At 67.0% G+C, this 22,454-nt stretch carries 20 protein-coding genes; 14 read left to right on the top strand and 6 right to left on the bottom strand.

Annotation, left to right across the window (positions count from 1 at the left end; translation table 11 throughout):
- Window positions 1–13 precede the first annotated feature (13 nt).
- Window positions 14–838, top strand: a complete 825-nt coding sequence (locus WDM91_09525; protein ID MEI9994822.1) for a DUF2971 domain-containing protein — start codon at window positions 14–16, stop codon at window positions 836–838.
- Between the two features lie 213 nt (window positions 839–1,051).
- On the top strand, window positions 1,052–1,474 hold the full coding sequence (gene arfB / locus WDM91_09520; protein ID MEI9994821.1) for an alternative ribosome rescue aminoacyl-tRNA hydrolase ArfB: 423 nt from the start codon (window positions 1,052–1,054) through the stop codon (window positions 1,472–1,474).
- Window positions 1,475–1,603: 129 nt separating this feature from the next.
- Here arfB and WDM91_09515 read toward each other — a convergent pair whose 3' ends face one another.
- From WDM91_09515 to WDM91_09495, 5 genes are read right to left on the bottom strand one after another with little or no spacing between them, the layout of a single operon-like run.
- A complete protein-coding gene (locus tag WDM91_09515) occupies window positions 1,604–1,978 on the bottom strand; it encodes a hypothetical protein (GenBank protein MEI9994820.1) in 375 nt (124 codons plus the stop codon).
- A 47-nt stretch (window positions 1,979–2,025) separates the two neighbouring features.
- Window positions 2,026–3,237: a TetR/AcrR family transcriptional regulator gene (locus WDM91_09510; GenBank protein MEI9994819.1), complete on the bottom strand. Its 1,212-nt coding sequence runs from the start codon at window positions 3,235–3,237 to the stop codon at window positions 2,026–2,028.
- Window positions 3,234–4,715: an MFS transporter gene (locus WDM91_09505; protein ID MEI9994818.1), complete on the bottom strand. Its 1,482-nt coding sequence runs from the start codon at window positions 4,713–4,715 to the stop codon at window positions 3,234–3,236. The genes WDM91_09510 and WDM91_09505 overlap by 4 nt, the downstream gene beginning before the upstream one ends.
- An 8-nt stretch (window positions 4,716–4,723) precedes the next feature.
- Entirely contained in the window at window positions 4,724–6,181 is a 1,458-nt protein-coding gene (locus WDM91_09500; GenBank protein ID MEI9994817.1) for an MFS transporter, read from the bottom strand.
- A gap of 22 nt (window positions 6,182–6,203) precedes the next feature.
- Complete coding sequence (locus WDM91_09495; GenBank protein MEI9994816.1) at window positions 6,204–7,739, bottom strand: MFS transporter; 1,536 nt, start codon at window positions 7,737–7,739, stop codon at window positions 6,204–6,206.
- A 336-nt stretch (window positions 7,740–8,075) separates the two neighbouring features.
- Between WDM91_09495 and WDM91_09490 the strand changes: the two genes are divergently transcribed.
- The 12 genes from WDM91_09490 to WDM91_09435 all read left to right on the top strand — a co-directional run bounded on the left by WDM91_09490 (window position 8,076) and on the right by WDM91_09435 (window position 21,545).
- A complete protein-coding gene (locus tag WDM91_09490) occupies window positions 8,076–8,573 on the top strand; it encodes a spore coat U domain-containing protein (GenBank protein MEI9994815.1) in 498 nt (165 codons plus the stop codon).
- Window positions 8,574–8,585: 12 nt separating this feature from the next.
- Complete coding sequence (locus WDM91_09485) at window positions 8,586–9,317, top strand: fimbria/pilus periplasmic chaperone (protein ID MEI9994814.1); 732 nt, start codon at window positions 8,586–8,588, stop codon at window positions 9,315–9,317.
- On the top strand, window positions 9,317–11,428 hold the full coding sequence (locus WDM91_09480) for a fimbria/pilus outer membrane usher protein (GenBank protein MEI9994813.1): 2,112 nt from the start codon (window positions 9,317–9,319) through the stop codon (window positions 11,426–11,428). The genes WDM91_09485 and WDM91_09480 overlap by 1 nt, the downstream gene beginning before the upstream one ends.
- A complete protein-coding gene (locus WDM91_09475; GenBank protein MEI9994812.1) occupies window positions 11,418–11,891 on the top strand; it encodes a spore coat protein U domain-containing protein in 474 nt (157 codons plus the stop codon). The genes WDM91_09480 and WDM91_09475 overlap by 11 nt, the downstream gene beginning before the upstream one ends.
- Before the next feature lie 65 nt (window positions 11,892–11,956).
- Window positions 11,957–13,426, top strand: coding sequence for an AlkA N-terminal domain-containing protein (locus WDM91_09470; GenBank protein MEI9994811.1), 1,470 nt, complete (start codon window positions 11,957–11,959; stop codon window positions 13,424–13,426).
- A 49-nt stretch (window positions 13,427–13,475) separates the two neighbouring features.
- The gene (locus WDM91_09465) at window positions 13,476–14,027 is read left to right on the top strand and encodes a methylated-DNA--[protein]-cysteine S-methyltransferase (GenBank protein MEI9994810.1); all 552 of its coding nucleotides are present in this window, start codon (window positions 13,476–13,478) and stop codon (window positions 14,025–14,027) included.
- A gap of 27 nt (window positions 14,028–14,054) precedes the next feature.
- Window positions 14,055–15,353 carry an ATP-binding protein gene (locus tag WDM91_09460; GenBank protein ID MEI9994809.1) on the top strand — a complete coding sequence of 433 codons (1,299 nt, stop codon included), beginning with the start codon at window positions 14,055–14,057 and terminating at the stop codon, window positions 15,351–15,353.
- A 75-nt stretch (window positions 15,354–15,428) separates the two neighbouring features.
- Window positions 15,429–16,145: a phosphate signaling complex protein PhoU gene (phoU, locus tag WDM91_09455; GenBank protein MEI9994808.1), complete on the top strand. Its 717-nt coding sequence runs from the start codon at window positions 15,429–15,431 to the stop codon at window positions 16,143–16,145.
- Complete coding sequence (gene phoB / locus WDM91_09450) at window positions 16,142–16,843, top strand: phosphate regulon transcriptional regulator PhoB (GenBank protein ID MEI9994807.1); 702 nt, start codon at window positions 16,142–16,144, stop codon at window positions 16,841–16,843. Before phoU ends, phoB begins: the two co-directional genes overlap by 4 nt.
- Window positions 16,844–16,916: 73 nt before the next feature.
- Window positions 16,917–17,546: a 2OG-Fe(II) oxygenase gene (locus WDM91_09445; protein ID MEI9994806.1), complete on the top strand. Its 630-nt coding sequence runs from the start codon at window positions 16,917–16,919 to the stop codon at window positions 17,544–17,546.
- A gap of 266 nt (window positions 17,547–17,812) precedes the next feature.
- Entirely contained in the window at window positions 17,813–20,101 is a 2,289-nt protein-coding gene (locus WDM91_09440) for a TonB-dependent receptor (GenBank protein ID MEI9994805.1), read from the top strand.
- Window positions 20,102–20,105: 4 nt separating this feature from the next.
- On the top strand, window positions 20,106–21,545 hold the full coding sequence (locus WDM91_09435) for an esterase-like activity of phytase family protein (protein ID MEI9994804.1): 1,440 nt from the start codon (window positions 20,106–20,108) through the stop codon (window positions 21,543–21,545).
- Here the strand turns inward: WDM91_09435 and WDM91_09430 are convergent.
- Window positions 21,478–22,452, bottom strand: coding sequence for a phosphotransferase (locus tag WDM91_09430; GenBank protein ID MEI9994803.1), 975 nt, complete (start codon window positions 22,450–22,452; stop codon window positions 21,478–21,480). The two genes, WDM91_09435 and WDM91_09430, sit on opposite strands and share 68 nt — an antisense overlap.
- Between the last annotated feature and the right edge of the window lie 2 nt (window positions 22,453–22,454).

The raw sequence follows: 22,454 nt of genomic DNA, 5'->3' as shown, positions 1-22,454 counted from the left end.
GGGTGGTAAGAGCGTGAAATCCAAAGATGGCTTCTTGCCTCCTGACGCTCAGTGTATGGGGATTTCGCGCCTCTATCATTATCAGGCCTTCAACGAGGTGCGCCTCCGATCGATTCTCCAAGAAAATCAGATATATTTCTCAAATCCGGCTGACTTCAACGATCCTTGGGATTGCCGACCGTGGTACGCGGTTCCTGGAACAGATCGAGAGCGCAGAGATTTAATTGCAAAGTTGAAGACTGCGCATCAGAAGCGATTTCCTAACCGGACGCGCGTAGAAAGAAGAAAGGCAGCAAAGTCTCTTCTCGGAACGCCAACACTATTGAAATCTGAAATCGAAAAGCTGTCCACGTCAATGTGGACGCAAATGCAAAATCGCTACCGTGTTTACTGCCTTACAGAGAACCCGGTCTGTCCTCTTATGTGGGGGCACTACGCTGACCATCATCGAGGGGTGTGTTTGGAATTTGACGCGTCCAACGAAATCGTCGGGGCCGCAATGAAAGTTGAATATTGCAAGGAATATCCCACGTTCAATTTTTTTGATGGATACGAGCTCTTGCCATTCGTCGCAAAATCTCACCATTGGAACTACGAACGAGAGTTCAGACTCGTTTCCGAAGAAATCGGAGCGGCGCTTTCTGCGGCGACGCTCAAAACACGGAATGGCATTTTCGACCTGCCTGCCAATTCGATCAAATCGATAATCGTTGGCTCGGAAGCGTCTATAGAGACGCACAAGATAGTCCGCGATTTGGCAACTGAGTTGGACGGGAGCGTCTCGGTCGTCAGGGCAGTTAGATCGGCGGATAAATATGAATTGCGAATTGACAAATAAGCTCACGCTGTAAATCGCGATCGCGGCGCACAAGGCGGAACTTGCGGGCATCGACTGCGGCAAGGGCTGCATCCGCTACAAGAACCTAGCCAAGATCGATTTCGGCGTCGTCGCCTCGCTGTTCGAACACATCGCGAAGCACAAGAGGTGAATCACGCGGAGACGCGGAGAGCGCGGAGGCGTATACTGTCGCCGCGTCTCCGCGTGCAAATCATGGACTTGAAAGTCACCACGTCAATTTTCATCCCCGAGCGCGAACTCGATGAGAGCTTCATCCTGTCCTCCGGCGCGGGCGGGCAGAACGTCAACAAGGTGGCAAGCGCGGTGCAGCTGCGCTTCGACGTGTTGCACAGCCCGAGCCTGCCCGACGACGTGCGAGTGCGCCTGCTGCGCCTGGGCGGCCATCGCCTGAGCAAGGACGGCGTGCTGATCGTCACCGCGCGCGAAAGCCGCGACCAGGTCCGCAACCGCGAGACCGCGCGCATGAAGCTGGCCGAGTTGGTCCGCGCCGCGACCCATGTGCCGAAGAAACGCAAGCCGACCAGGCCGTCGAAGGCGGCCAAGGAGCGCCGCATCGACTCCAAGAAGCGCGACGCACGGACGAAACGGCAGCGGTCGAAGACGTTCGAGGACTGACATCCTTCCGCGCTTCGCGGGCGAGGCGCGGCTCAGCCTTGCGTCCGGCTCGTCATCGCCGCCCGCATCTGCATGGGGGCTGCTGCTCTCCTCCATCGTCGCCGCGAAACGCCCCGACCCGGTTGGCGCTCAACTCGGCTTGAGCGCTTTCACGTCTTCGAAATCGCCAAAACTCTTGCTCAGGAGAATCGAGCAACCCCCGTTTTTGGCAGGGTTGGTGCCGAGAATGGCTTTGATCGTGGCGATCGAATCCGCGTCACTCGGGTCCATGGGATAGAGGCCGATGGACGAAATTTGCGACACTCCCGCATCGCCTTCCGGCGACGTTGTCATGAGGTCGATCCAGAGGCGCCGGTTGTCCTTGAGCACGATGGGCCCTATCCGTTCGGCGACCATTTTGCGAGAGCATCGTATTGAAACTGGAAATGGCCGCGTCGCCCGCATGTCGTGGCGTTCGGATTCGCGATCCGACATTGCCGCCAGTTGGCTGGCATCCGCGCTCATGGGCGCGACGTGGCCGGCCTCCGGGACGGCAGGCTGAACGACGGGCGTTATCGGCTGAACACGCCCATCAGCATCGGCTTGGCATACAGCGCCGGCGCGTCGAACGCCGCGACATCGGGGATCGTGAAGGGCAGGTCGGACGCGGCGTTCAGCGTCGCGTTGAGCATCTGCGCCGCGATATAGGGATCGACCGGGCGGATCGAGCCTTCCGCCACGCCGTCGGAGATCATCGCCGCGAAACGCTCCGACACGCGGTTGGCGCGCTCGACCATGGCGAGGCGCATCGGCTCGGGCAGGGCGCTGAGCGCCGAGGAGCGCAGCAGCGGCCCGCGATCCGAGAGCTGGAATTCGACCAGCGTCGCGGCGGCCGACGAGATCTTCTGCCAGTAATCCCCGCTCTCGCCCAGTGCCGCCGATTGCACCCGCCGCATCGCCTCGAAGGTGCGCTCGAAGCATTCGACCACCAGCGCGTCCTTGGCGTCGTTGTGATGATAGAAAGAGCCCTTGGTGACGTTGAGCTGCTCGGAGATCTTCTCGACCGAGGCGCCGCGATAGCCGCGCTGGTTGATCAGCCGCGTCGCGGCGGTGAGGAAGGTCTCGCGCTGGCTCTCCTGCGCATCGTGCGGCGGCGGCAGCTCGGGCAGGTGTGTCGGCCGCCACGCCGCGCCGTCGGGTGCCACGCCATGCGCCAGGATGTCGAACATCCGGTCGCGCACCCGCCCGTAATCGTCGAGGTCGTGGCGCGGCAACCAGGTCACCGACCAGTAGAGCTGCTCCAGAAGCATATGCGTGCGCGCCGTCGACATCCGCCGGTCGAGCCATTCGTAGCCCGGCGCCTTGAACAGCGCGCGCACCTTGCGGAAGAACTGGCCATAGGCCTTGCCGACGATCGCCAGGTGCGGCTCCTTGAGCGCGCGGATGTCGTTGAACACCGCGATCGGCGCCTCTTCGCCCTCGCGGATGCGGCGGTGCAGGTCGAGATAGAGGCCGAGGAATTTCAGCAGCCGCGCCGGCGGGTCCGCGTCCTGCAGCGCGACCGAGATCAGCGCTTCGAACCGCTCGATCCCACGCAGGTAGCAGGCGACCGCGAGGTCTTCCTTCTTCTTGAAGTAATAGGTGACCGAGGTGGTGATCAGGTCGACGCTCGCCGCCACGTCGGCCAGCGTCATGCCGCGCACCCCGCGCCGGTTCAGGATGCCGGCCGCTGCCGCGAGGATCGCTTCCTTCTTCTTGTTGTAGCGGTCGGTGGAGGGGTTCACGGGTGCTCGGACGCGGGCATGTGCTCGGCTTCTGCGGCCAGCCTACGCAGGTTTTCCTCGTGATGCGACCGGTCGATCGGGAAGCGCGAGATGATCGCGATGCCGATGATGTACAGGGTCACCACCGAAGGCAGGTAGACCAGGCCCATATTGTGGATGATCGCGGGCGCGACATGGCCGGGCACGGCATCGTCGGGAAAGCCGATGAGGTGCAGAAGCTGGCCCGACAGCAGAAGCCCCAGGCCCGACACCGCCTTCGCCATGAAGCTCGATCCGGCGAAGAAAAGCCCCTCGGACCGCCGCCCGGTCTTCAGTTCGCTGTCCTCGACCACGTCGGCCAGCATCGCGGTCATCAGGATGGAGCTGCCGATGGTCATCGCGCCCGAGACCACGGCAAACCCGAACAGGGTCGGCAGCAGCCAGGGCGAGCCGTTGGCCCAGAACAGGCCGAGCAGGCGCAGCGAGATGGGCAGGATGGAGACGCAGAGCCCGATCGCGAACAGCAATACGGCGCCGATCCGCTTGCCCAGGCGTTTGGCGACCGGCAAGGCGATGAAGAAGGCGAGCACGAAGGCGACGACGGTGCCCAGGCCGAGGACCGCGACCTGCTGGCTCGACAGCTCCCAGAAATAGGTCCCCAGATAGATCGCCATCGCGAAGACGAGGCCCGTGGCCGCGCCGAAGGCGAGCTGGGCCAGCATCAGCACCGCGAAGGCGCGGTTGCCCAGCGTTGCCAGCATCTCCCTGAAATATTGGACGATGGACATGCGCCGGTCCGGCGGCTTGCGCAGGATCGGGATGAATTTGTGCGTCCCCGCGGCGGAGATCAGGATCGCCGCGAACATGAGAATCGCGGCCAGGATGCCGTAGTGCGAATAGCCCGTCGCGTTGAGCTGCCCGATCTTGTGCGCCTTGTCCGGTGCCAGGAACACGAAGAGCGCCAGAAGGTACATCGTCATGCCGCCCGACCAGGCGAAGAAGACGCGATAGCTGGAAAGCGCCGTGCGCTTGTCGTAGTCGCCGGTGAGCTCGGAGGTGAGCGCGGCGCTCGGAATCTCGTAGCAGCTGATGAAGGTGCGCACGATCACGGCGACGACGAAGAGATAGATGACCAGCCCGTTCGGGCTCAGCGCGGGCGGGTTCCACAGCAACAGGTAGCTCGCCGCGACCGGCAGGGCCGAGAGGTAGAGCAGGGGATGGCGCCGGCCCCAGCGCGTGCGCAGATTGTCGGAAAACTGCCCGATTATGGGATCGAAGAGCGCGTCGACGCACAGCGCCAGGAACAGCAGCTGCCCGACGGTCTGCGGCGGCAGGTGCATGACCTGGTTGTAGAACAGCAGCAGGATGGTCTGGAACCCGTTGTCCTTGACGCCGAAGGCGACCGAGCCGAAGCCGTAGAGCAGCTTGGTGCGCAGGCTGCCGACATCGCGCTGCAGTTCGGGGAACGCGGTGGGAACGGCGATCGGTTGGTTGTCCATGCGAACCTCTATGGGGGCGGCGATGCGACGATCGCAACGGCAGCCTGGGCCTCTGCGTCCGACAGGAGCCGGATATTTTCCTCATGCCGCGCCTTGCTGATGCGATAGCGCGACAGGATGACGATGCCGACGCCGTACAGGACGATCAGCGCGGGAAGGTAGAGCTGGGCCATCGCAGAGGGCGATATCGCGCTGTGCCCGCTCGCGGTGGTCTGCGCGAGCTGCAGCACGGCCCCGGCCAGGATCAGGCCCATCGCGGACACCAGCTTGTTGACGAACGCCATGGCGGAGAACATCAAGCCTTCGGAGCGGCGGCCGGTCCGGACCGCATTGTCCTCCACCACATCCGCGACCATCGATCCGAACAGGATCAGGCAGCCCACGCCCAGCGTGAGCGAGAAAGCGCGCTCGGTGAACAGGAGCCCGACCAGCAGCGGCGTGCCGTTGGCGGGGAACAGATCCAGCAGGCGCAGCGACATCGGCGTGACGCCGAGCACCACGCAGGAAAAGTAGAAGACGAGCGCCGCGTTCTTCTTGCCCAGGTAACGCGACAGCGGCCAGGCCAGGAACGGCGGCAGGATCACGGCCGGCAATCCGGCCAGCGCCAGGAGCGAGATCTGGTAGTTGCTGAGGCCCCAGAAATAGGTGTTGAAATAGACCGCCAGCGCCGCCGCGAGGCCGATGGCCATCGCGCCGAACACCGTGGCCGAGAACACGACCAGGAATTGTCCGTGTCCCAGCGTCGAGAGTCCCTCGCGCACGATCTGGCCGACGCCCGGTCGCTTGGCCGTCGGGACGCGGAACAGCGGAATGTAGCGATGCGTGCCGCGCGCCGAGATCAGGATGCTGGCGAGCATCAGCACGGCCGAGACCAGCGCATAGCGCGTATAGCCCGCGGGATTGAAGCGTGCATCGGGATGCGCCGTGTCGGCGAACAGCAGGAAGCCGAAGGTCGCCGCGTTCATCAGCACCGCCGCCGCGACGCCGAAGACATAGCGGATCGAGATGAACGCGGTGCGCTGGTCGTAATCGTCGGTCATCTCCGGCACCATGGCGGAGCTCGGGATCTCGTACAGCGAGATGAAGAAGCGCACGACGACCGCCATGCCGAACAGGTAACCGAGCGTGGCGGGCTCGCTCCAGCCCTGCGGCGGGATCCACAGGAAGTAATAGGAGACCGCCAGCGGCAGGGCCGCGGCATACATCAACGGATGCCGGCGGCCCCAGCGCGTGTTGAGGTTGTCGGAGATCTGGCCGATGACCGGATCGACGACGGCGTCGACGCAAAGCACCGCCGCGACCACGAGGCTGACGGTCCAGGGCTCGATGCCGACCACGCGGTTGTAGTAGAACAGCAGCAGAGTGCCGAAGCCGAAATCCTTGATCCCGAAGGCGATCGAGCCGAAGCCGTAGAACAGCTTGGCGCGCAGGCTGCCGAGCTCCGCGCGCGCCACGGGACGGCTCATATGTCGTCTCCTGTCGAGAATCTCATGCGCCCGGCGCCCGCACGGCCAAGGCGGCATCCTCGGCCGTCTCGTCGCCGCTGCCGCCCATCGCCGACACCGGCGAAACCTCGGCCAGCACGGCGATCTGCGCCAGGCGCTCCAGGTTGTCCTCATGCGTCTTGCGGTCGATGCGGTAGCCGGTGACGAGCGAGATGGCGATGAACCACAGCACGAGCTGCAGCGGCATGTAGATGAGGACGAGGTCGCGCACGGCGTGCGGCGCGATGCGGTCGACCACGTCCGGCGCCGCATTGACGGGAAGATGCACGATGTCGATCAGCACGCTGCCCGCCAGCAGGCCCAGCCCCGACGTCGCCTTGTTCACGAAGCTCAGCGAGGCGGAGATCAGGCCTTCGGAGCGCCGCCCGGTCTGCCGCTCGCTGTCCTCGACCACGTCGACGATCATCGACGAGATCAGGATGCCCGCGGTGATGGCCAGCGCCACGCCGACCGTGATCGAGACGAAGAAGATCGCGAGCAGGGCGCCCGAGCCGCTGGGCGGCAGCAGGCCCAGAAGCTTCAGCGTCATCGTGATGTTGTTGACGAACAGCGAGGCGAAGGCGGCGACCATGAAGCCGCGCTTCTTCTCGAAGCGGGCGGAAATCAGCGGTGCGATGGCGACCGCCAGCGCCGTTGCGAGCAGTGCGGCGACGCCGATGACCGAGAGCTGCGCCGCCGTGAAGCGCCAGAAATAGGTGCCGAAATAGGTGTTCAGCGCATTGCCCATGCCGCTCGCCATGCCGCTGAACAGGCCGGAGACGGTCACCAGGATCAGCGAGCGGTGCGACAGCGTCGCGATCATCTGCCGGGCGATCTCGCGCAGCGCGGCGCGCGGCTTGGCGGGCGGCTTGCGGAAGCCCGCGATGCGCGAATGGGTGCCGGCGGCGGAGACCAGGATGCTGACGGCCATGACGATCGCCGCCACCAGGCCATAGGTGAGATAGCCGTCATGGTTGAGGATGCCGAGCGGCTGCGCCCTGGTCGGCACCAGGAAAAGGGCGAAGGCGACGATCAGCATGACCCCGCCGCCGAGCAGGCCGAACATCCAGCGATAGGCGAGCAGCGAGGTGCGCTGGTTGTAGTCGGGGCTCAGCTCCGGCGCGAGCGCCGAGCTGGGAATCTCATAGCAGGCGATGAAGAAGCGCACGAGCACAGCGACGACGACCAGGTAACCGAACAGCGCGCCGCCCGTCCAATGCGGCGGATTCCACAACAGAAAATAGAACAGCGCCACGGGCAGCGCGGCGCCGTACATGAAGGGATGGCGGCGGCCGAGCCGGGCGCGCCAATTGTCGGAAATCTCGCCGATGATGGGATCGAAAACCGCGTCGGCGACGATCGCGATGGCGATCGCCAGGCCCACCGCGCTCGCCGACAGGCCCAGCACCTGATTGTAGAAGAAAAGAAGGAAGATCGTGAAGCCGCCGTCCTTGATGCCGAACGCGACGGACCCGAAGCCGTAGAGCAGCTTCGTACCGATCCGTGGTGGCGGGTTCGCACCCGCTGCCGCATCCGCCATTCCCGTCTCTCCCGCCGTGCCCCTGGACGACCCGGCTCATTTTCTCGCGCGATCCTCTGCGGGGTCGGCGCCGGTCATGATGGCCGTGCGCTGCGCCGCCTTGTCAAACGAATACGGAAAAGCGGTATCGGCATTCCGCCGCCGAGCGCGACGCCGACCGTCAAAATCTCGCCGGAATCGGCGGCGCGTCCACGCTCCGCCGCGGCGAAAAGCTCATTTTAGAATGAATGGTATGGCCGTTGCGTCGGTAAATCTGCCTAGGGCGAAATTAACGCGGCGTTTACGGGTTGCGCCTAAATACCGCACTCAACCCATAGTTGTATAAAGGAAGGACAAATGCACAGACACTTTACGCTTGGCATTGCAGCGTTGACGACGGCTTGCCTGGGCGCAGCCCCTGCCTGGGCCGGCCAAGCCACCACGACCTTGGCCGTCAGCGCGACGGTCCAGTCGTCCTGCGCGGTCTCGGCCGGCAATCTGGCCTTCGGCAACTATACCGCGGCCTCCGCGACGCCGAACGACGTGACCAGCTCGATCTCGGTGACCTGCACCAGCGGCCTTGCCTATACGGTCGCCCTCGACGGCGGCACGACGACGACGACGGTCAACGCCCGGGCGATGACCGACGGGGCGACGCACAACCTGACCTATGCGCTCTACACCAACAACACCCACGCCACGCTGTTCGGCGACGGCACGTTGTCGACCCAGACCGCCAGCGGCACCGGCAACGGCGCGGCGCAGACGATCTCGGTCTTCGGCCGCATCCCGGTTTCGCAGTTCGTCACCGCGGGCAGCTACACCGATACCGTTGGCGTGGCGGTCAACTACTAGGGGGGACGTGCGATGCGGAAGCTCCTTCTGCCGTTGCTGCCGCTCCTGGCGGCTGCCGCCGCGCAAGCGGCGCCGCCCGCGGTCTCGATGGACGTGGCGCCGACGACGCTCGAGCTGACGCCGGGCCGGCCGGGCCTGTTCTACGTCTCCAACCACGGGCCGCAGCCGGTCACGGTCCGCATCGAAGGCTTCGACTGGGAGCAGCCCGGCGGCGCCGACCGGCTGGCGCCCTCCGGCGATCTCGTCGTGAGCCCGCCGCTGGCGACCATCGCGCCCGAGGCGCGGCAGCTCGTGCGCGTCCTCGCGCCGGCCGCCAAAGGCGAGCGCAGCTTCAGGCTGCTGGTGAGCCAGCTGCCCGTGCGCGACGCAACCCCGATCGAGCCACCTCCCAATGTCGCCGCCGGCACCGCCGTGCGCATCCTTCTCCGCTTTGGCGTGCCCGTGTTCGCGGGCGATCCGGTGACGTCCTCCCCCGTTCTCGCCTGGAACGTCGCCCGGCACGGGCACGCCATTCTTCTCACCGCGCGCAATGACGGTCCGCACACAGCCAAGCTGGTCGGCGTGCGTCTCGCCGACGGCGGCACGACCGCAAAGCCGGATGACGACAGCTTCGCCTGGCTGCTTCCGGGTGCGATCCATACCTTCACCTTCTCGCATCCGCCGCAGGGCGCCAGCCTGCACCTCGCCGCCCGCGACGGCCGTGGCGGCAGCGAGGTCATCGCCGATATTTCCGCGCCGCCCTGATGCGCGGCCCGGCGGGAGCACTGGCGGCGCTCGCGCTTTTCCTGGTGCCGGTTGCGGCGAAGGCGACGGACAAATTGCTGCTGGAAGTCTGGATCAACGGCGATACGCAGCATCGGACCATTGCGGTGACGCAACAAGGGAACGCTCTGCTTGCCGATGCCGAAGATCTGCGCGGCGCCGGACTGGTCCTGCCGCCGGGGACGCGCGGCGCCGTCGACCTCCATGCCCTGCCGGGCCTCGCGGCGAAGATCGACGTCCCCGATCAGGTGCTCGCGCTGACCGTCCAGGCCCGCGATCTCGACCGCAACGTCTACGACCTTCGCCCCTCGCTCGATCGTGCGGCGCCGGCCTCGATGCGCGGCGCGGTGCTGCGTTACGATCTGACGGGGGAGGCGGGCGACCTCGGCCGCCTGGGCCGCACGCTGTCGGGCGGCGCCGGCCTTTCGCTCGACGTCTTCTCGGGCGACATGCTGTTCAGCAGCAGCGGCTTCGCGAATTTCGCCAGCCACGCCAATTCGGCCCGCCTCGATACGACGCTGGAGATCGACGATCCCGCCGCGATGACCCACCTGGTGTTCGGCGACGCGATCGGCGGCGCGCTGTCCTGGTCGCGCGCGGTGCGCTTCGCGGGCGTGCAATATGCCAGCGACTTCTCGCTGCGCCCCGATCTCGTCACCCAGCCGCTGCCCGCCTTCTTCGGCGAAGCCGCGGTGCCGACCACGGTCGAGGTCTTCTCCGATGCCGCCAAGGTGTTCGAGCAGGACGTCCCGCCCGGCCCCTTCGAGCTCCACGACCTGCCCATCGTCACGGGCGGCGGCACGGCGTCCATCGTCACCAGCGACGCGCTGGGGCGCCAGACGACGCAGACCCTGTCGCTCTACACCACCACCGACCTTTTGGCCGCCGGCCTCACCAGCTTTGCGTTCGATGCGGGATTCCTGCGGCGCGACTATGGCGTGAAGAGCTTCGGCTATTCGCAGCCCGTCGCCTCCGCCACGGTCCGGCATGGCTTCGCGGACACCTGGACGCTCGAGGCGCATGGCGAGGCGGCGCCCGGCCTGGGCTTGCTCGGCGGCGGCGTCGCGCGCAGCCTCGGCGGCTTGGGCGCGTTCTCGCTGGACGGTGCGCTGAGCACCGGCGGGCACGGCACGGGCTGGCTCGGCGGCGCGACGGTCGAGGGCGGCAGCGGTCCGCTGCATGTCTTCGGCAACCTGCAGGCGACGGGCGGCGATTTCCGCGATCTGGCGAGCCTCGACGGCAGCGCGCCGCCGCTGTCGCGCTGGCAGGCCGGCGCGTCGATGGATTTCCACCACTATGGCGCGCTGGCGCTGAGCTGGATCGGCGAGACGCCGCGCCGCGGCACGCCATCGCAGTTCCTCACCGCATCCTATTCGCTGTCGCTGGCCGGAAGCGCCTCGGCCGGCGTCACCGGCTTGCGCGACCTGGCCGACGGCAAATGGTCGGTGCAGCTCTTCCTGTCCATCCCGCTCGGCGGCGGCTACCTCTCCGGCGCGCTGTCGGCGGCGCCGGACGGCCGCACGGCGCTCGTCGCCTACGACCATCCCGCGGATCCGGATGGCGGCCTGGGGTGGCGCGCCACCGCGCAGGCCGGCGATTTCGCGCGCGCCGAGGCTGATGTCGACTGGCTCGGCGACCGCGCCCATCTGGGCGCCGCCGCGGCGGTCGACGGCGCCATGCCCGCCCTGCGCGCCGACGCCGACGGTGCCCTGGTCCTGCTCGACGGCGCGCTGTTCGCGGCGCGCGACCCGGGTGGCGCGATGGCGCTGGTCCATACCGGCGTGCCGGGCGTGCATGTCGCGCGCGAGAACCGCCCGGTCGCCGTATCGGATTCCGACGGCGACGTGCTGCTGACCGGCCTCGACTCCAACACGCCGAACCATATCAGCGTCGACGCGCGCGACTATCCGATGACGGCCGCGCTGCCGCCTTCGGACCAGTCGGTCGTCACGCCGCGCCGTGGCGCGGTGGTGGCGGATTTCCGGCCGCAGGGCGAGATCGCCTTGCCCAACCTGCTGACCGCAGGCGCCGCGCAGGCGCCCAAGCGCTGCGCGACCGGCGATGCCTGCCTGAGGCTCGCCGATGCGCATTAGCTTCGCCGCCCTCGTGCTCCTTTTGCTGCTGCCGGCGCCGGCGCAGGCTTTGCTGTGCGGCACGGTGCTCGAGCCGGTGCGCGTGACGACCGCCGGGCTCAGCTTCGGATCCTATTTCCCCGGCGCGGCGAGCGATCTCAAGATCAACGGCACGCTCAAGATCGATTGCGGCGCGCTCAGCCTCGATCTCCTGCCCGACTTCACCGTCTCGCTCGGTCCGGGCAATGCGGCGACGCCGGCGCCGCGCTACATGCTCAAGAGCGGCGTGCACCTGAACTACAATCTCTACACCACCAGCGGCTACGGCACGGTGTGGAGCACCACCGCCGGCTCGACGGTGAGCTTCAGCGCGCTTCTCAACCTGGGTACCGTCAGCCTGACGGTCTATGGCGCGGTCTTCAAAGGCCAGTTCATCGCCACCGGCAGCTACACCGACACCGTCCAGGTCACCGTCAACTACTGACGGGTTTGGACGTCGGCGTCCGAAAACGGCCAGCCGGAACCCTCCGGCTGCGCTATACCAGGGCGATGGACGGGCTTGCCGACGACATCTGCTATCGCGCCATCGCGACGCGCGACGCCCGTTTCGACGGGCGGCTCTTCGTCGGCGTGAAGACGACGGGCATCTATTGCCGCCCCATCTGCCCGGCGCGCACGCCCAAGCGTGAGAACGTCACCTTCTGGCCCAGCGCGGCCGCGGCGCAGGAAGCCGGCTTCCGCCCCTGCCTGCGCTGCCGCCCCGAGATCTCGCCCGACGCCGCCGCGTGGCGCGGCACGTCGAACACCGTCAGCCGCGCGCTGGCGCTGATCGCCGAAGGCGGGCTCGACGGCGACGAGGCCTCGCTCGCCGCGCTCTGCGAGCGGCTGGGCGTCGGCGAGCGACAATTGCGCCGGCTGTTCGACAAGCATCTGGGCGCGCCGCCCATCGCCGTGGCGCAGACCCGCCGCGTGCTGTTCGCCAAGCAATTGATCCAGGAGACACGCCTGCCGATGGCCGCGGTCGCCGACGCCGCAGGCTTCGGCTCGGTCCGCCGCTTCAACGACGCGTTTCGGAAGCTTTACCGCCGCGCGCCGCGCGATCTGCGCCGCCACTCGGGCAGACCGGCGATGCTGTCCAGCGTCACCTTGCGCCTCGGCTATCGCGCGCCCTATGACTGGGACGCGATCCTCGCCTTCCTGGGCCAGCGCGCCATCGCGGGCGTCGAGCTGGTCGAGAAGGACCGCTATGCCCGCACCATCCAGATCGACGGCCTGTTCGGCGCCGTCCAGGTCGCGCCGGGCCGGAACCATCTGGAGGCGACGATCCGCTTTCCGCGCGTCACCGCGCTGCTCGCCATCGTCGCGCGGCTGCGCCGGCTGTTCGACCTCGACGCGGACATCCAGACCATCGGCGCGCATCTGTCGGGCGACAGCGCGCTGGCGCCGCTGATCGCGCGCCGCCCGGGCTTGCGCACGCCGGGCGCCTGGGACGGCTTCGAGCTCGCGGTGCGCGCCATCCTCGGCCAGCAGATCACGGTCGCCGGCGCGCGCAAGCTCGCGGTGACGATCGTCGGCCTCGCGGGCAGTCCCGTCGCACCCGAGATCAGCGGCGACGCGCGCCTGAACCGCGTCTTCCCGGCCGCGACGCGGATGGCGGTGGCCGATCTGTCGACGCTCGGCATGCCGCGCGCGCGGATCGCGGCGCTTGCGGCGCTCGCCGGCGCGGTCGCGGCCGATCCCAAGCTGATCGAGCCTGCAGGCTCCTATGAGGAGACCATCGCGAAGCTCCTCGCGCTGCCCGGCTTCGGTCCGTGGACCGCGCAGTACTGGGCCTTGCGGGCGCTGCGCGACAGCGATGCGTTCCCCGCCGCCGATGTCGCGCTGCTGCGCAGCCCGCTGGTTGCGGAGGCGGGCAAGCGGCCGACGCCAAAGGCGCTCCTCGCCCGCGCCGAGACCTGGCGCCCCTGGCGTGCCTATGCCGCGCAACATCTGTGGACCGCCGATGGCGAGCGGGTTTGACCGCGTTTTCACCTCCCCGCAAGAGGGAGGTGAACATGAGCAGCGAACGATGACCGAGAATATGCTCTTCCTCGACCATGTCGCGACACCCATCGGCGAGATCCTGCTGGTCGCGGACGGCGACGGCGTGTTGCGGGCCCTCGAATTCGCCGACAAGCCCGAGCGCTGGCGCCGCGATTTCGCGCGCCGCTTCGCCGACCGCGCGATGCGGGAGACAGCCAACCCTGCCGGGCTCTCCGCACAGCTCGACTCATATTTCAACGGCGACATCGCCGCCCTCGACGCGATCGCGGTCGCGCCGCACGGCACCGAATTCCAGCGCGCCTGCTGGACGAATCTTCGCAAGATCGCGCCCGGCACCACGACCAGCTATGGCGCGCTCGCCGCCAAGATGGGCAAGCCTTCGGCGACGCGTGCGGTCGGCCTTGCGAACGGCGCGAACCCGGTCGCCATCGTCGTGCCGTGCCACCGCGTACTGGGCAGCGACGGTTCCCTGACCGGATATGGCGGGGGCCTGGAGCGCAAGCGCTGGCTGATCGCGCATGAGCGAAGATACGCGGCCGCCGTGCGTAACTCGTCGCACCGTCACGAAACCGTCTAAGATGCGGCGCCTTGTAAGCGAACCCGCATGATTCCGATTCAAACCTACTGGTCCACCATCGCCCGCATCCTCTGGCCCGCCCTGCTCGGCATCGCCGGGGGCGGCGCGCTGGCGCTGCTGTACGGCGCGCAGACGCTGGCGATCGTCGTCGCCGGCGGGATTGCGGTCGCGCTGCTGGTGTCGTTCATCGCCCGCCAGGGCCGCCTGCATCTGCTGGAGCAGCGGGCCGAGCTCGGCGATCCGGGGAAGTCCGCGCTGTCGCCGCTGGCGCGCGAAGTTCTGGCGCATTTGCCCGATCCGCTGATGCTGCTCGATCCGGCCGGCCGCGTGCTGTTCGCCAATGCCGCGATGTATACGGTGATCGGCGTCGCGCCCGAGAACAAGCACGTCTCGCTGCTGCTGCGCACGCCCTCGGTGCTGGAGGCGATCGCGCATTCCACCGCGACCGGCGAGAACGCCACCGTCGAATTCGTCACCCCGGTGCCTGTGACGCGGCACTACCAAGCCTATGTCACGCATCTGGCGTCGCAGCCCCCGGTGACCGCGCTACTGCTGCACGACCTCACCGCGATCAAGCGCACCGAGCAGATGCGCGCCGACTTCGTCGCCAATGCCAGCCATGAGCTGCGCACCCCGCTCGCCGCAGTGTCCGGCTTCATCGACACGCTGAAAGGCCATGCCCGCGACGACGCCCAGGCGCGCGACCGCTTCCTCGACATCATGGCGGTCGAGGCCGGCCGCATGCGCCGCCTGATCGAGGACCTGCTGTCGCTCACCCGCATCGAGCTGAACGAGCATGTCCGTCCCTCCGGCAAGGTCTCGCTCGAGACCATCCTGCGCGAGGCCTTCGCGGCGCTCAGCCCGCTGGCCAGGATCGACGACATCGCGCTGGAGCTGAACGCGGCGCCCGGCCTGCCGTCGATCACCGGCGACCGTGACGAGCTGATCCAGCTCTTCCAGAACCTGATCCACAACGCGATCAAATATGGCCGGACCGGGGGGCATGTCTGGGCCAGCATCGTGCCGGCGCCGGCCTCGGGCGGCCGCGGTGCGGCATCGCAGCTCGCGGTCACCATCCGCGACGACGGCGAGGGCATCGCGCCCGACGCCATCCCGCGGCTGACCGAGCGTTTCTACCGCGTCGACGTCAAGCGCAGCCGCGAAAAAGGCGGCACCGGGCTCGGTTTGGCCATCGTCAAGCACATCGTGAACCGGCATCAGGGCCGCCTCACCATCGAGAGCCGGGCCGGGGAGGGCAGCGCGTTTACCGTCCTGCTGCCCATCGCGCCGGGCGCCGCACCCGCCGGTGTCACGGAAGTGTTATAGAATTGTCGCATATCCATGCGGCTGGGGCGCTAATCACCTGCCAGGCCCCTCAAGGCGCAGAGTCGGACAAAACACATGAACGATCACACAGTTAAGGCCTTCAGCGATCAGCTCGAGCAATTGTCCGCCTCCATCGCGCAGATGGGCGGCCTCGCCGAGGCGCAGTTCGCCGCCGCGGTCGACGCGATCGCGCGCCGCGACACCAGCCTTGCCGAGAGCGCGGTGGGCGGCGACGTCCGCATCGACCAGCTCCAGATCGACATCGAGGACAAGGCGCTCAAGCTCCTCGCCCTGCGCCAGCCCATGGCCGTCGACCTGCGCGAAACCCTGGCCGCGATCAAGATCGCCTCCGAGCTGGAACGCATCGGCGATCTCGCCAAGAACATCGCCAAGCGCGCCATCGTGCTCAACCGCGAGCCGCCGATGCGGCTCACCGCTTCGCTCGCCCGCATGGGCAAGCAGGCCCTGGCGCAGCTCAAGCAGGTGCTCGACGCCTATTCCGACCGCAACGCCGAGGCCGCCGAAGCGGTGTGGAAGCAGGACGGCGAGATCGACGAGACCTACAACAGCCTGTTCCGCGAGCTGCTGACCTACATGATGGAGGATCCGCGCACCATCGGCTCCTCGACCCATCTTCTGTTCATCGCCAAGAACATCGAGCGCAGCGGCGATCACGCGACCAACATCGCCGAAGTCGTCTACCACATGGTGCGCGCCGACCATCTGTCCAGCAACCGGCCCAAGGCCGACACGACGTCCGAGACGACGGTGCCCTTCGAGAGGAAATCATGAGTCTCAAGCCAAGCGTCCTGATCGCCGAGGACGAAGGCGCTCTCATCACGCTGCTGCGCTACAATCTGGAGCGCGAAGGCTATCGCGTGCTCGAGGCGCAGGACGGCGAGGAAGCGCTGCTGATCGCCGCGGAGGAGAAGCCCGATCTCGTCCTGCTCGACTGGATGCTGCCGCAGCTCTCCGGCATCGAGGTCTGCCGCCGCCTGCGCGGCCGCCAGGAGACCCGCAACGTCCCGATCATCATGCTCACCGCCCGCGGTGAGGAGAGCGACCGCATCCGCGGCCTCGACACCGGCGCCGACGACTACCTGACCAAGCCGTTCTCGATGACCGAGCTGCTGGCGCGGCTGCGCGCCGTGATGCGCCGCATCCGCCCGAGCCTCGCCCCCGACACGGTGGCGATCGGCGATATCGAGATGGACCGCGCCGCGCACCGCGTGCGCCGCGCCGGCAAGGAAGTGCATCTGGGTCCGACCGAGTACAAGCTGCTCGACCACCTGATCCAGCATCCGGGCCGCGTCTTCAGCCGCGAGCAGCTGCTCGATGCGGTCTGGGGCTCCGACGTCTATGTCGAGGCGCGCACGGTCGACGTCCATGTCGGCCGCCTGCGCAAGGCGCTCTATGTCGACGGCGTGCGCGACCCGATCCGCACCGTCCGCTCCGCCGGCTACTCGCTGGACGACGCATTGGCGAATTGATCTCCAACCCTCCCTCAAGGGGAGGGTTGGACGGTATCGCCGCCAATCCCGATTTGTTGCTATCCTCCGGCGCATGCCCGATCCGGCGCCCGCGCGAACCGTCTACCTGCCGCCCTACCAGCTCCGGCATGACCTGTTGCCGGCCGCGCTGGCCGACGAGCTTCTCGCCTTCGCGATCGCGCGCGAAAGCCGGTTCGTGCCGTCCGAGGTCAACCGCCCGCACGGTGTCGAGTTCGATCCGACCTGGCGCATTTCGCTGATGCTGCCCGAGCTGGGGAGCATCAAGGATGTGCTCAAGGCCCATGTCATGCCCCTGGCCCCCGAACTGACGGCGGCGCTCGGCATGGAGCCGTTCGAGCCCGTCCGCGCGGAGCTTTCGCTGGTCGCGCATGGCGACGGCGCCTTCCTCACGCGCCATATCGATTTCCTGCGTGCCCGGACCGACATGCCCACCCGGCGCCTCTTGAGCGGCGTCTATTATCTCCACGCCCGGCCGAAAGGCTTCTCGGGCGGCGCCTTGCGGCTGCACCAGCTGATGGCGCGCGGACCTGAGGCGCAGTTCATCGACATCGAACCGAGGCACAACAGCATGCTGTTCTTCCCCTCGTTCATGCCGCACGAGGTACGGCCCGTCGCGGTGCCGTCGGGCCGCTTCGCGGAGTCGCGCTTCGCGATCAATTTCTGGATCCACGGCGCGCGCTGAATTCCGGACTCGATCGCATCGCAAGAAAGATCGTCCCGGGCGCCCATGACGGTGGGGGATCAAGGCCTCCGATTAACCGCATCACCTGCGCGCCCGACCGCGTCACTGCGCGGCTGATAGCCGTTACAAAAGCGCAATCAACCTGTGAAATAGCTCTGCCTCTAACGACATCCGGCGCCGCGGACGCAAGTCCCGCGGCGCTTTGTGCAAGTGAGGGCAGAATGTTGCTGAAGTCCGCTGTCGCGTTCGGGGTTATCAGTTGTTTCATGTTTACAGCCCAAGCGGAGGCGGCGGATGCGCCGTCCACGGCGACGGACGGCAGCGAAGTCGAGACCGTCGTCGTCATGGGCGCCGGCGAGACCCGCTCGGTCTCGACCCTGCTGCCGGCCAACCTCGATGTGCTGCCGCCCGGCGCCAGCGTGCAGAAGGCGCTGAACGTCCTGCCGGGCGTGATGGCGCAGTCGATCGACGCGCTGGGCGTCAATGAACAGTCGCTGTCCCTCCAGGTGCGCGGCTTCAGCACCACGCATCTCGGCTACACGCTCGACGGCATGCCGCTCGGCGATGGCGCCTACAACAACTACAACGGCCTCACGATCAGCCGTGCCCTGATCTCCGAGAACCTCGGCCGCGCCGATCTCGCGACCGGCATCGCCGGTCTCAGCGTCGCCTCGACCAGCAACCTCGGCGGTGCGCTGACCTATGCGTCCAGCGCCCCGCACGAGGAGCTGGGGCTCGCGGCAAGCCAGAGCGTCGGCAGCGACGATGGCGCGCGCACCTTCCTGCGCTTCGATACCGGCGAGTACGACGGCTTTTCGGCCTATGTCTCCGGGCAGTACAGCCAGCAGGATCTGTTCGTAGACCAGCGGGCCTACAACCAGTCCACCGGCAAGCAGCTCAACGGCAAGGCGCAGTACAAGTTCGACGGCGGCACGATCACGGCCTTCGCGGACCTTTCGCGCACCAACCAGGCCGACGACCCCTACCTGTCGAAGGACATGCTCTCGCGCCTCGGCCCGGATTGGGGCGGCTACGCGCCGGACTGGCAGGACTATGTCAACCGCGCCGCATGCGGCGTGCCTTCGCTGGCAGCCAACTGCGTCACCTCGACGGCGCCGGAAAAGCTCGCCGACGTCACCTTCACCAACGGCCAGATCCTGCGCAACGACGACCTGTTCTATCTCGCCGGCGACTACGCCTTCACCGATTCCCTCAGCGCGCGCTTGCAGGTATATCGCCACACCGACAAGGGCGCCGGCAACAACTTCATCACCGGCTTGTCCACCCAGGGCACGGCGTCCACGGCCGACGACCTGCCGGTCCAGGTCCGCGACACGCGCTACACCATCAACCGCGACGGCGTGCTCGGAAGCCTGACATATGATCTCTACTTCAACCACATCCAGGCGGGCTTCTGGCTGGAGGAGAACACCAGCAGCGCCGCGCGCTATATCTGGACCAATGTCACGGGGCCGTTCAGCCTGGCGCATTTCCTGAAGGGCCAGCCGAATACCGCCCAGTGGGTGCAGCAGACCACCTGGAACACGCAGCAATTCTACCTTCAGGACACCGTGACGCTGTTCGATGACGCGCTGAGCATCGATTTCGGCTTCAAGAGCACCGACGCGAAGTCGGACGCCCAGGCCGAACGCGGCATCGCCGTGACGCCGCCGCCGGCGTCCAGCCAGTTCGCGACCGGTTCGCTGACGGCCAAGGACAATTTCATGCCGGAGGCGGGCGTGCGCTGGAAGTTCGCGCCCGGGCACGAAGTGTATGCGAGCTACTCCGAGAACATGGCGATGTTCCAGGGCGGCTTCAAACTCGGCCCACAATCGGTTTCGCAGGCCGTCTGGGACGTGCAGGGGAAGACGTTGAAGCCCGAGACCTCGAAGAGCTTCGACGGCGGCTACCGCTATGTGGGCGACCAGCTGCAGCTTTCGCTGGCGCTGTACGACGTGGATTTCAAGAACCGCCTGTTGCAGTACAACCCCTGTCCGACAAACCAGCAGCAAAACCCGGGCTGCGGCAACTCCTTCCACAATGCCGGCAGCGTCACGAGCAAGGGCGCGGAACTCGCCGTGCTGTGGCAGCCGCTGGCGTGGCTGAGCTGGTACAATTCGGCCTCGCTCAACGAGACCACCTACAATCAGGACCTCAACTTCTGCACGACCACCTGCGTGCTCTACGCCACGGCCGGCAAGCAGCAGGTGGATACGCCGAAGCAGATGTATGCCAGCGTGCTGAACCTGAGACAGGGCGGTTTCTGGGCTTCGCTGGCGGGCAAGTTCACCGGCCGGCGCTACTACACCTACACCAACGACCAGGGCTTCGGCGCCTACACCACGTTCGACCTCGGCCTCGGTTACGACTTCGACGCCATCGGCCCGCTGAGCGGCGCGAGGCTGGCGCTGAACGTCACCAACCTGACCGATGTGCGCTACGCGGCGAACTTCGACAACAGCGTGTTCGCGCCGAGCGATCCCGCCGGCAGCATCCTGGTATTCCACTCGTCGGCGCCGCGGCAGATATTTGCCACCATCAGCGCCGGGTTGTGAGCGCATGCGCGCCGCGCTGATCCTGTTGTGTCTCTTACCGGCCTTCCCCGCCTTCGCCGGCGGGGAAGAGTCCGCCACCCGGCCGCAGCTCGTCGGGGTTGGGCGCATCGCTTCGGATGCCCTGGACATGCAGGGCGAGACGCTGGGCGGCATGGGCTCGGGCATGATGCTTGTGCCGCATAGCTGGCGTCGTGTGGGGAAGACATTCGTCGCGCATCTCGATCTTTTGCCGGATCGAGGCTGGAACACCGCCGGCAGCGTCGATTACCGGGCGCGGGTGCAAAAGTTCGATATCAGCCTGTTGCCCGACTACGATGCGCCGGGACATGAAGGCCAACTGACCCTTGCTCTCAAGAAGAGCCTTCTTCTGACGGACGACAAGGGGATGCCGACAACCGGCTTCGACCCCGTTGCTGTGCGTCCCGCGGCCGGCGCAATTCCCGACCTGCCGGTCTCGGCCGATGGTCGCGTCAGTCTGGACGATGAAGCCATCGCACCGGACGGAAAGGACGGCTTCTGGATCGGCGACGAGTATGGACCCTATGTGTATCGCTACAATGCACAGGGGCGCATGATTGGAGCCCTGCGGCCGCCCGAGGCGTTCATTCCGCGGCGCGACGGCCAGGAGAATTTCTCCGCCAACAGCCCTCCGGCGGGCAGCGCAGTCGACACCGGCAATCCCGAAACGGGCCGGCAGAACAATCAAGGCTTCGAGGGCATGAGCGTCAGCCCCGACGGCCATACCTTGTTCGTCGTCAACCAGAGCGCGCTGCGCCAGGACCTCGACGCCGGCAATGTCGCCGCCACGCGCCGCAATGTCCGCCTGCTCGCGTATGACATCACGGCCACGCCCCGTTTGATCCATGAGTATGCGCTTCAGCTGCCGCTATATGAGGCGGGCGGAAAGACCAATGTTGCCGCGCAAAGCGAACTTCTGGCCATCGACGATCATCGCTTCCTGCTTCTGTGCCGCGACAGCGGCGGCGGGCTCGCGTCGAAGCGCCCGGCCTCGCTTTACCGCAAGGTCGTGCTGGTGGATGTGCAAGGCGCCACGGACATCGCGGGCCGCTATGATGACGCTGCCGGCAGCATCGCGCCGAACGGCATCCTGCGCGGCGATATCATGCCGGCGGCCATGGCGGATTTTGTCGACCTGAACGACAACGGTCAGCTCGGCCGCTTTGGACTGCACAACGGGGCACCGGCGGACGCCCATGATCTCTACGAGAAGTGGGAAAGCCTGGCATTGGCGCCCGCGGAGCAACCCGGCGAATATATTTTGCTTGTCGGCAGCGACAACGATTTCATCACCCAGCACGGCCGGATGGCCGGCAAAGCCTATGCCGACGGCAGCGGCGCCAATGTCGATACCTTGATCATGGCGTGGCGTGTCCGGATACCGGAGCAATCGTCTGCCGCAGGATCTGCTGCGCATCCGCGATGAGTGCGTCGCCGGCGAAGGGGCGCGAGAGGAAGTCCGCCCAGGCCGACATGTCGGCGAGCCGCGTCAGCGCGCGCCAATCCTCCGGCAGGAAGCCGCCCGCGGCGCGATAGCCGTCCGCCACGCCCTCGACGAATGCGGTGCTAAGGCCGAGCGGCGGGCGCAGCAGGTTGCCGAAATCCGGCGGCGGCGACGCGCTGGCGGCGAATTCCCAGTCCACCACGGCCGCGACCGAGAAATCGTCGCGCAGCAGGATATTGCTGCCGCCGAAATCGAAATGCGTCAGCCGCGGCGGCTGCGACCATGCGGCGAGGCGGTGCTCATTGGCCTCGGCGAAGGCCACGACCTCTGCCGCGAGCGGGCGGCCCAGCCGCTCGCCCGCGATGCCCTCGAACGTGGTCGCAAGGAACCCAGCCGAAGAGCTGCCGCCGGGAAACGGATGGATGTTCAGATCACCGTCGAGGAAGCCGGCCTGTGCGAAGGTGACGCCGTGGATCGCGGCGAGCACGCGGCCGACCTCGTGCCCCGCAAAGCGCAGGTCGCTCTCGCCCGCGCCGCGCGCCATCGCCTCCAGCGGGCGGCCCTCGATCCATGCCACCACGGCATAGGCCGCACCATTCACTGGGCGCGTGCCGCAATGGCGATAGACGGGCACGGGCACCTGCCCGGCCAGACGCCGCGACAGCGCCGCTTCCTTCCGCATCTGCCCTGGGTCGCGCTGGTAGAGCCGCAGCACGACGTCGTGCGGCGCGCCGCTCAGCCGCACACGGATATTGGTGTTGGATTTTCCGCCGCCCAGCGGCTCCAGCGCCGCCACCGCGACGTCGCCGAGGGCGGGGCGCAGAAGCTCGGCTGCCTCGGCCGCGCCCAGCGTGATCGCCGCATCCGCCCGCTGCCACGCCTCGCGCACGG

The sequence above is a fragment of the Rhizomicrobium sp. genome (assembly GCA_037200385.1).
In the GTDB taxonomy this organism is placed as follows: Bacteria; Pseudomonadota; Alphaproteobacteria; order Micropepsales; family Micropepsaceae; genus Rhizomicrobium.
This window is presented reverse-complemented; position numbering and strand designations above follow the sequence as displayed.

Bases quoted from the DNA above. Each gene is read 5' to 3' on its own strand.
- WDM91_09480 (MEI9994813.1), top strand. From the start codon at position 9,317: ATGCGCGGCCCGGCGGGAGCACTGGCGGCGCTCGCGCTTTTCCTGGTG.
- WDM91_09435 (MEI9994804.1), top strand. From the start codon at position 20,106: ATGCGCGCCGCGCTGATCCTGTTGTGTCTCTTACCGGCCTTCCCCGCC.
- WDM91_09515 (MEI9994820.1), bottom strand. From the start codon at position 1,978: ATGAGCGCGGATGCCAGCCAACTGGCGGCAATGTCGGATCGCGAATCC.
- WDM91_09485 (MEI9994814.1), top strand. From the start codon at position 8,586: ATGCGGAAGCTCCTTCTGCCGTTGCTGCCGCTCCTGGCGGCTGCCGCC.
- phoU (MEI9994808.1), top strand. From the start codon at position 15,429: ATGAACGATCACACAGTTAAGGCCTTCAGCGATCAGCTCGAGCAATTG.
- WDM91_09495 (MEI9994816.1), bottom strand. From the start codon at position 7,739: ATGGCGGATGCGGCAGCGGGTGCGAACCCGCCACCACGGATCGGTACG.
- arfB (MEI9994821.1), top strand. From the start codon at position 1,052: ATGGACTTGAAAGTCACCACGTCAATTTTCATCCCCGAGCGCGAACTC.
- WDM91_09465 (MEI9994810.1), top strand. From the start codon at position 13,476: ATGACCGAGAATATGCTCTTCCTCGACCATGTCGCGACACCCATCGGC.
- WDM91_09475 (MEI9994812.1), top strand. From the start codon at position 11,418: ATGCGCATTAGCTTCGCCGCCCTCGTGCTCCTTTTGCTGCTGCCGGCG.
- WDM91_09460 (MEI9994809.1), top strand. From the start codon at position 14,055: ATGATTCCGATTCAAACCTACTGGTCCACCATCGCCCGCATCCTCTGG.
- phoB (MEI9994807.1), top strand. From the start codon at position 16,142: ATGAGTCTCAAGCCAAGCGTCCTGATCGCCGAGGACGAAGGCGCTCTC.
- WDM91_09445 (MEI9994806.1), top strand. From the start codon at position 16,917: ATGCCCGATCCGGCGCCCGCGCGAACCGTCTACCTGCCGCCCTACCAG.
- WDM91_09500 (MEI9994817.1), bottom strand. From the start codon at position 6,181: ATGAGCCGTCCCGTGGCGCGCGCGGAGCTCGGCAGCCTGCGCGCCAAG.
- WDM91_09490 (MEI9994815.1), top strand. From the start codon at position 8,076: ATGCACAGACACTTTACGCTTGGCATTGCAGCGTTGACGACGGCTTGC.
- WDM91_09470 (MEI9994811.1), top strand. From the start codon at position 11,957: ATGGACGGGCTTGCCGACGACATCTGCTATCGCGCCATCGCGACGCGC.
- WDM91_09505 (MEI9994818.1), bottom strand. From the start codon at position 4,715: ATGGACAACCAACCGATCGCCGTTCCCACCGCGTTCCCCGAACTGCAG.
- WDM91_09440 (MEI9994805.1), top strand. From the start codon at position 17,813: ATGTTTACAGCCCAAGCGGAGGCGGCGGATGCGCCGTCCACGGCGACG.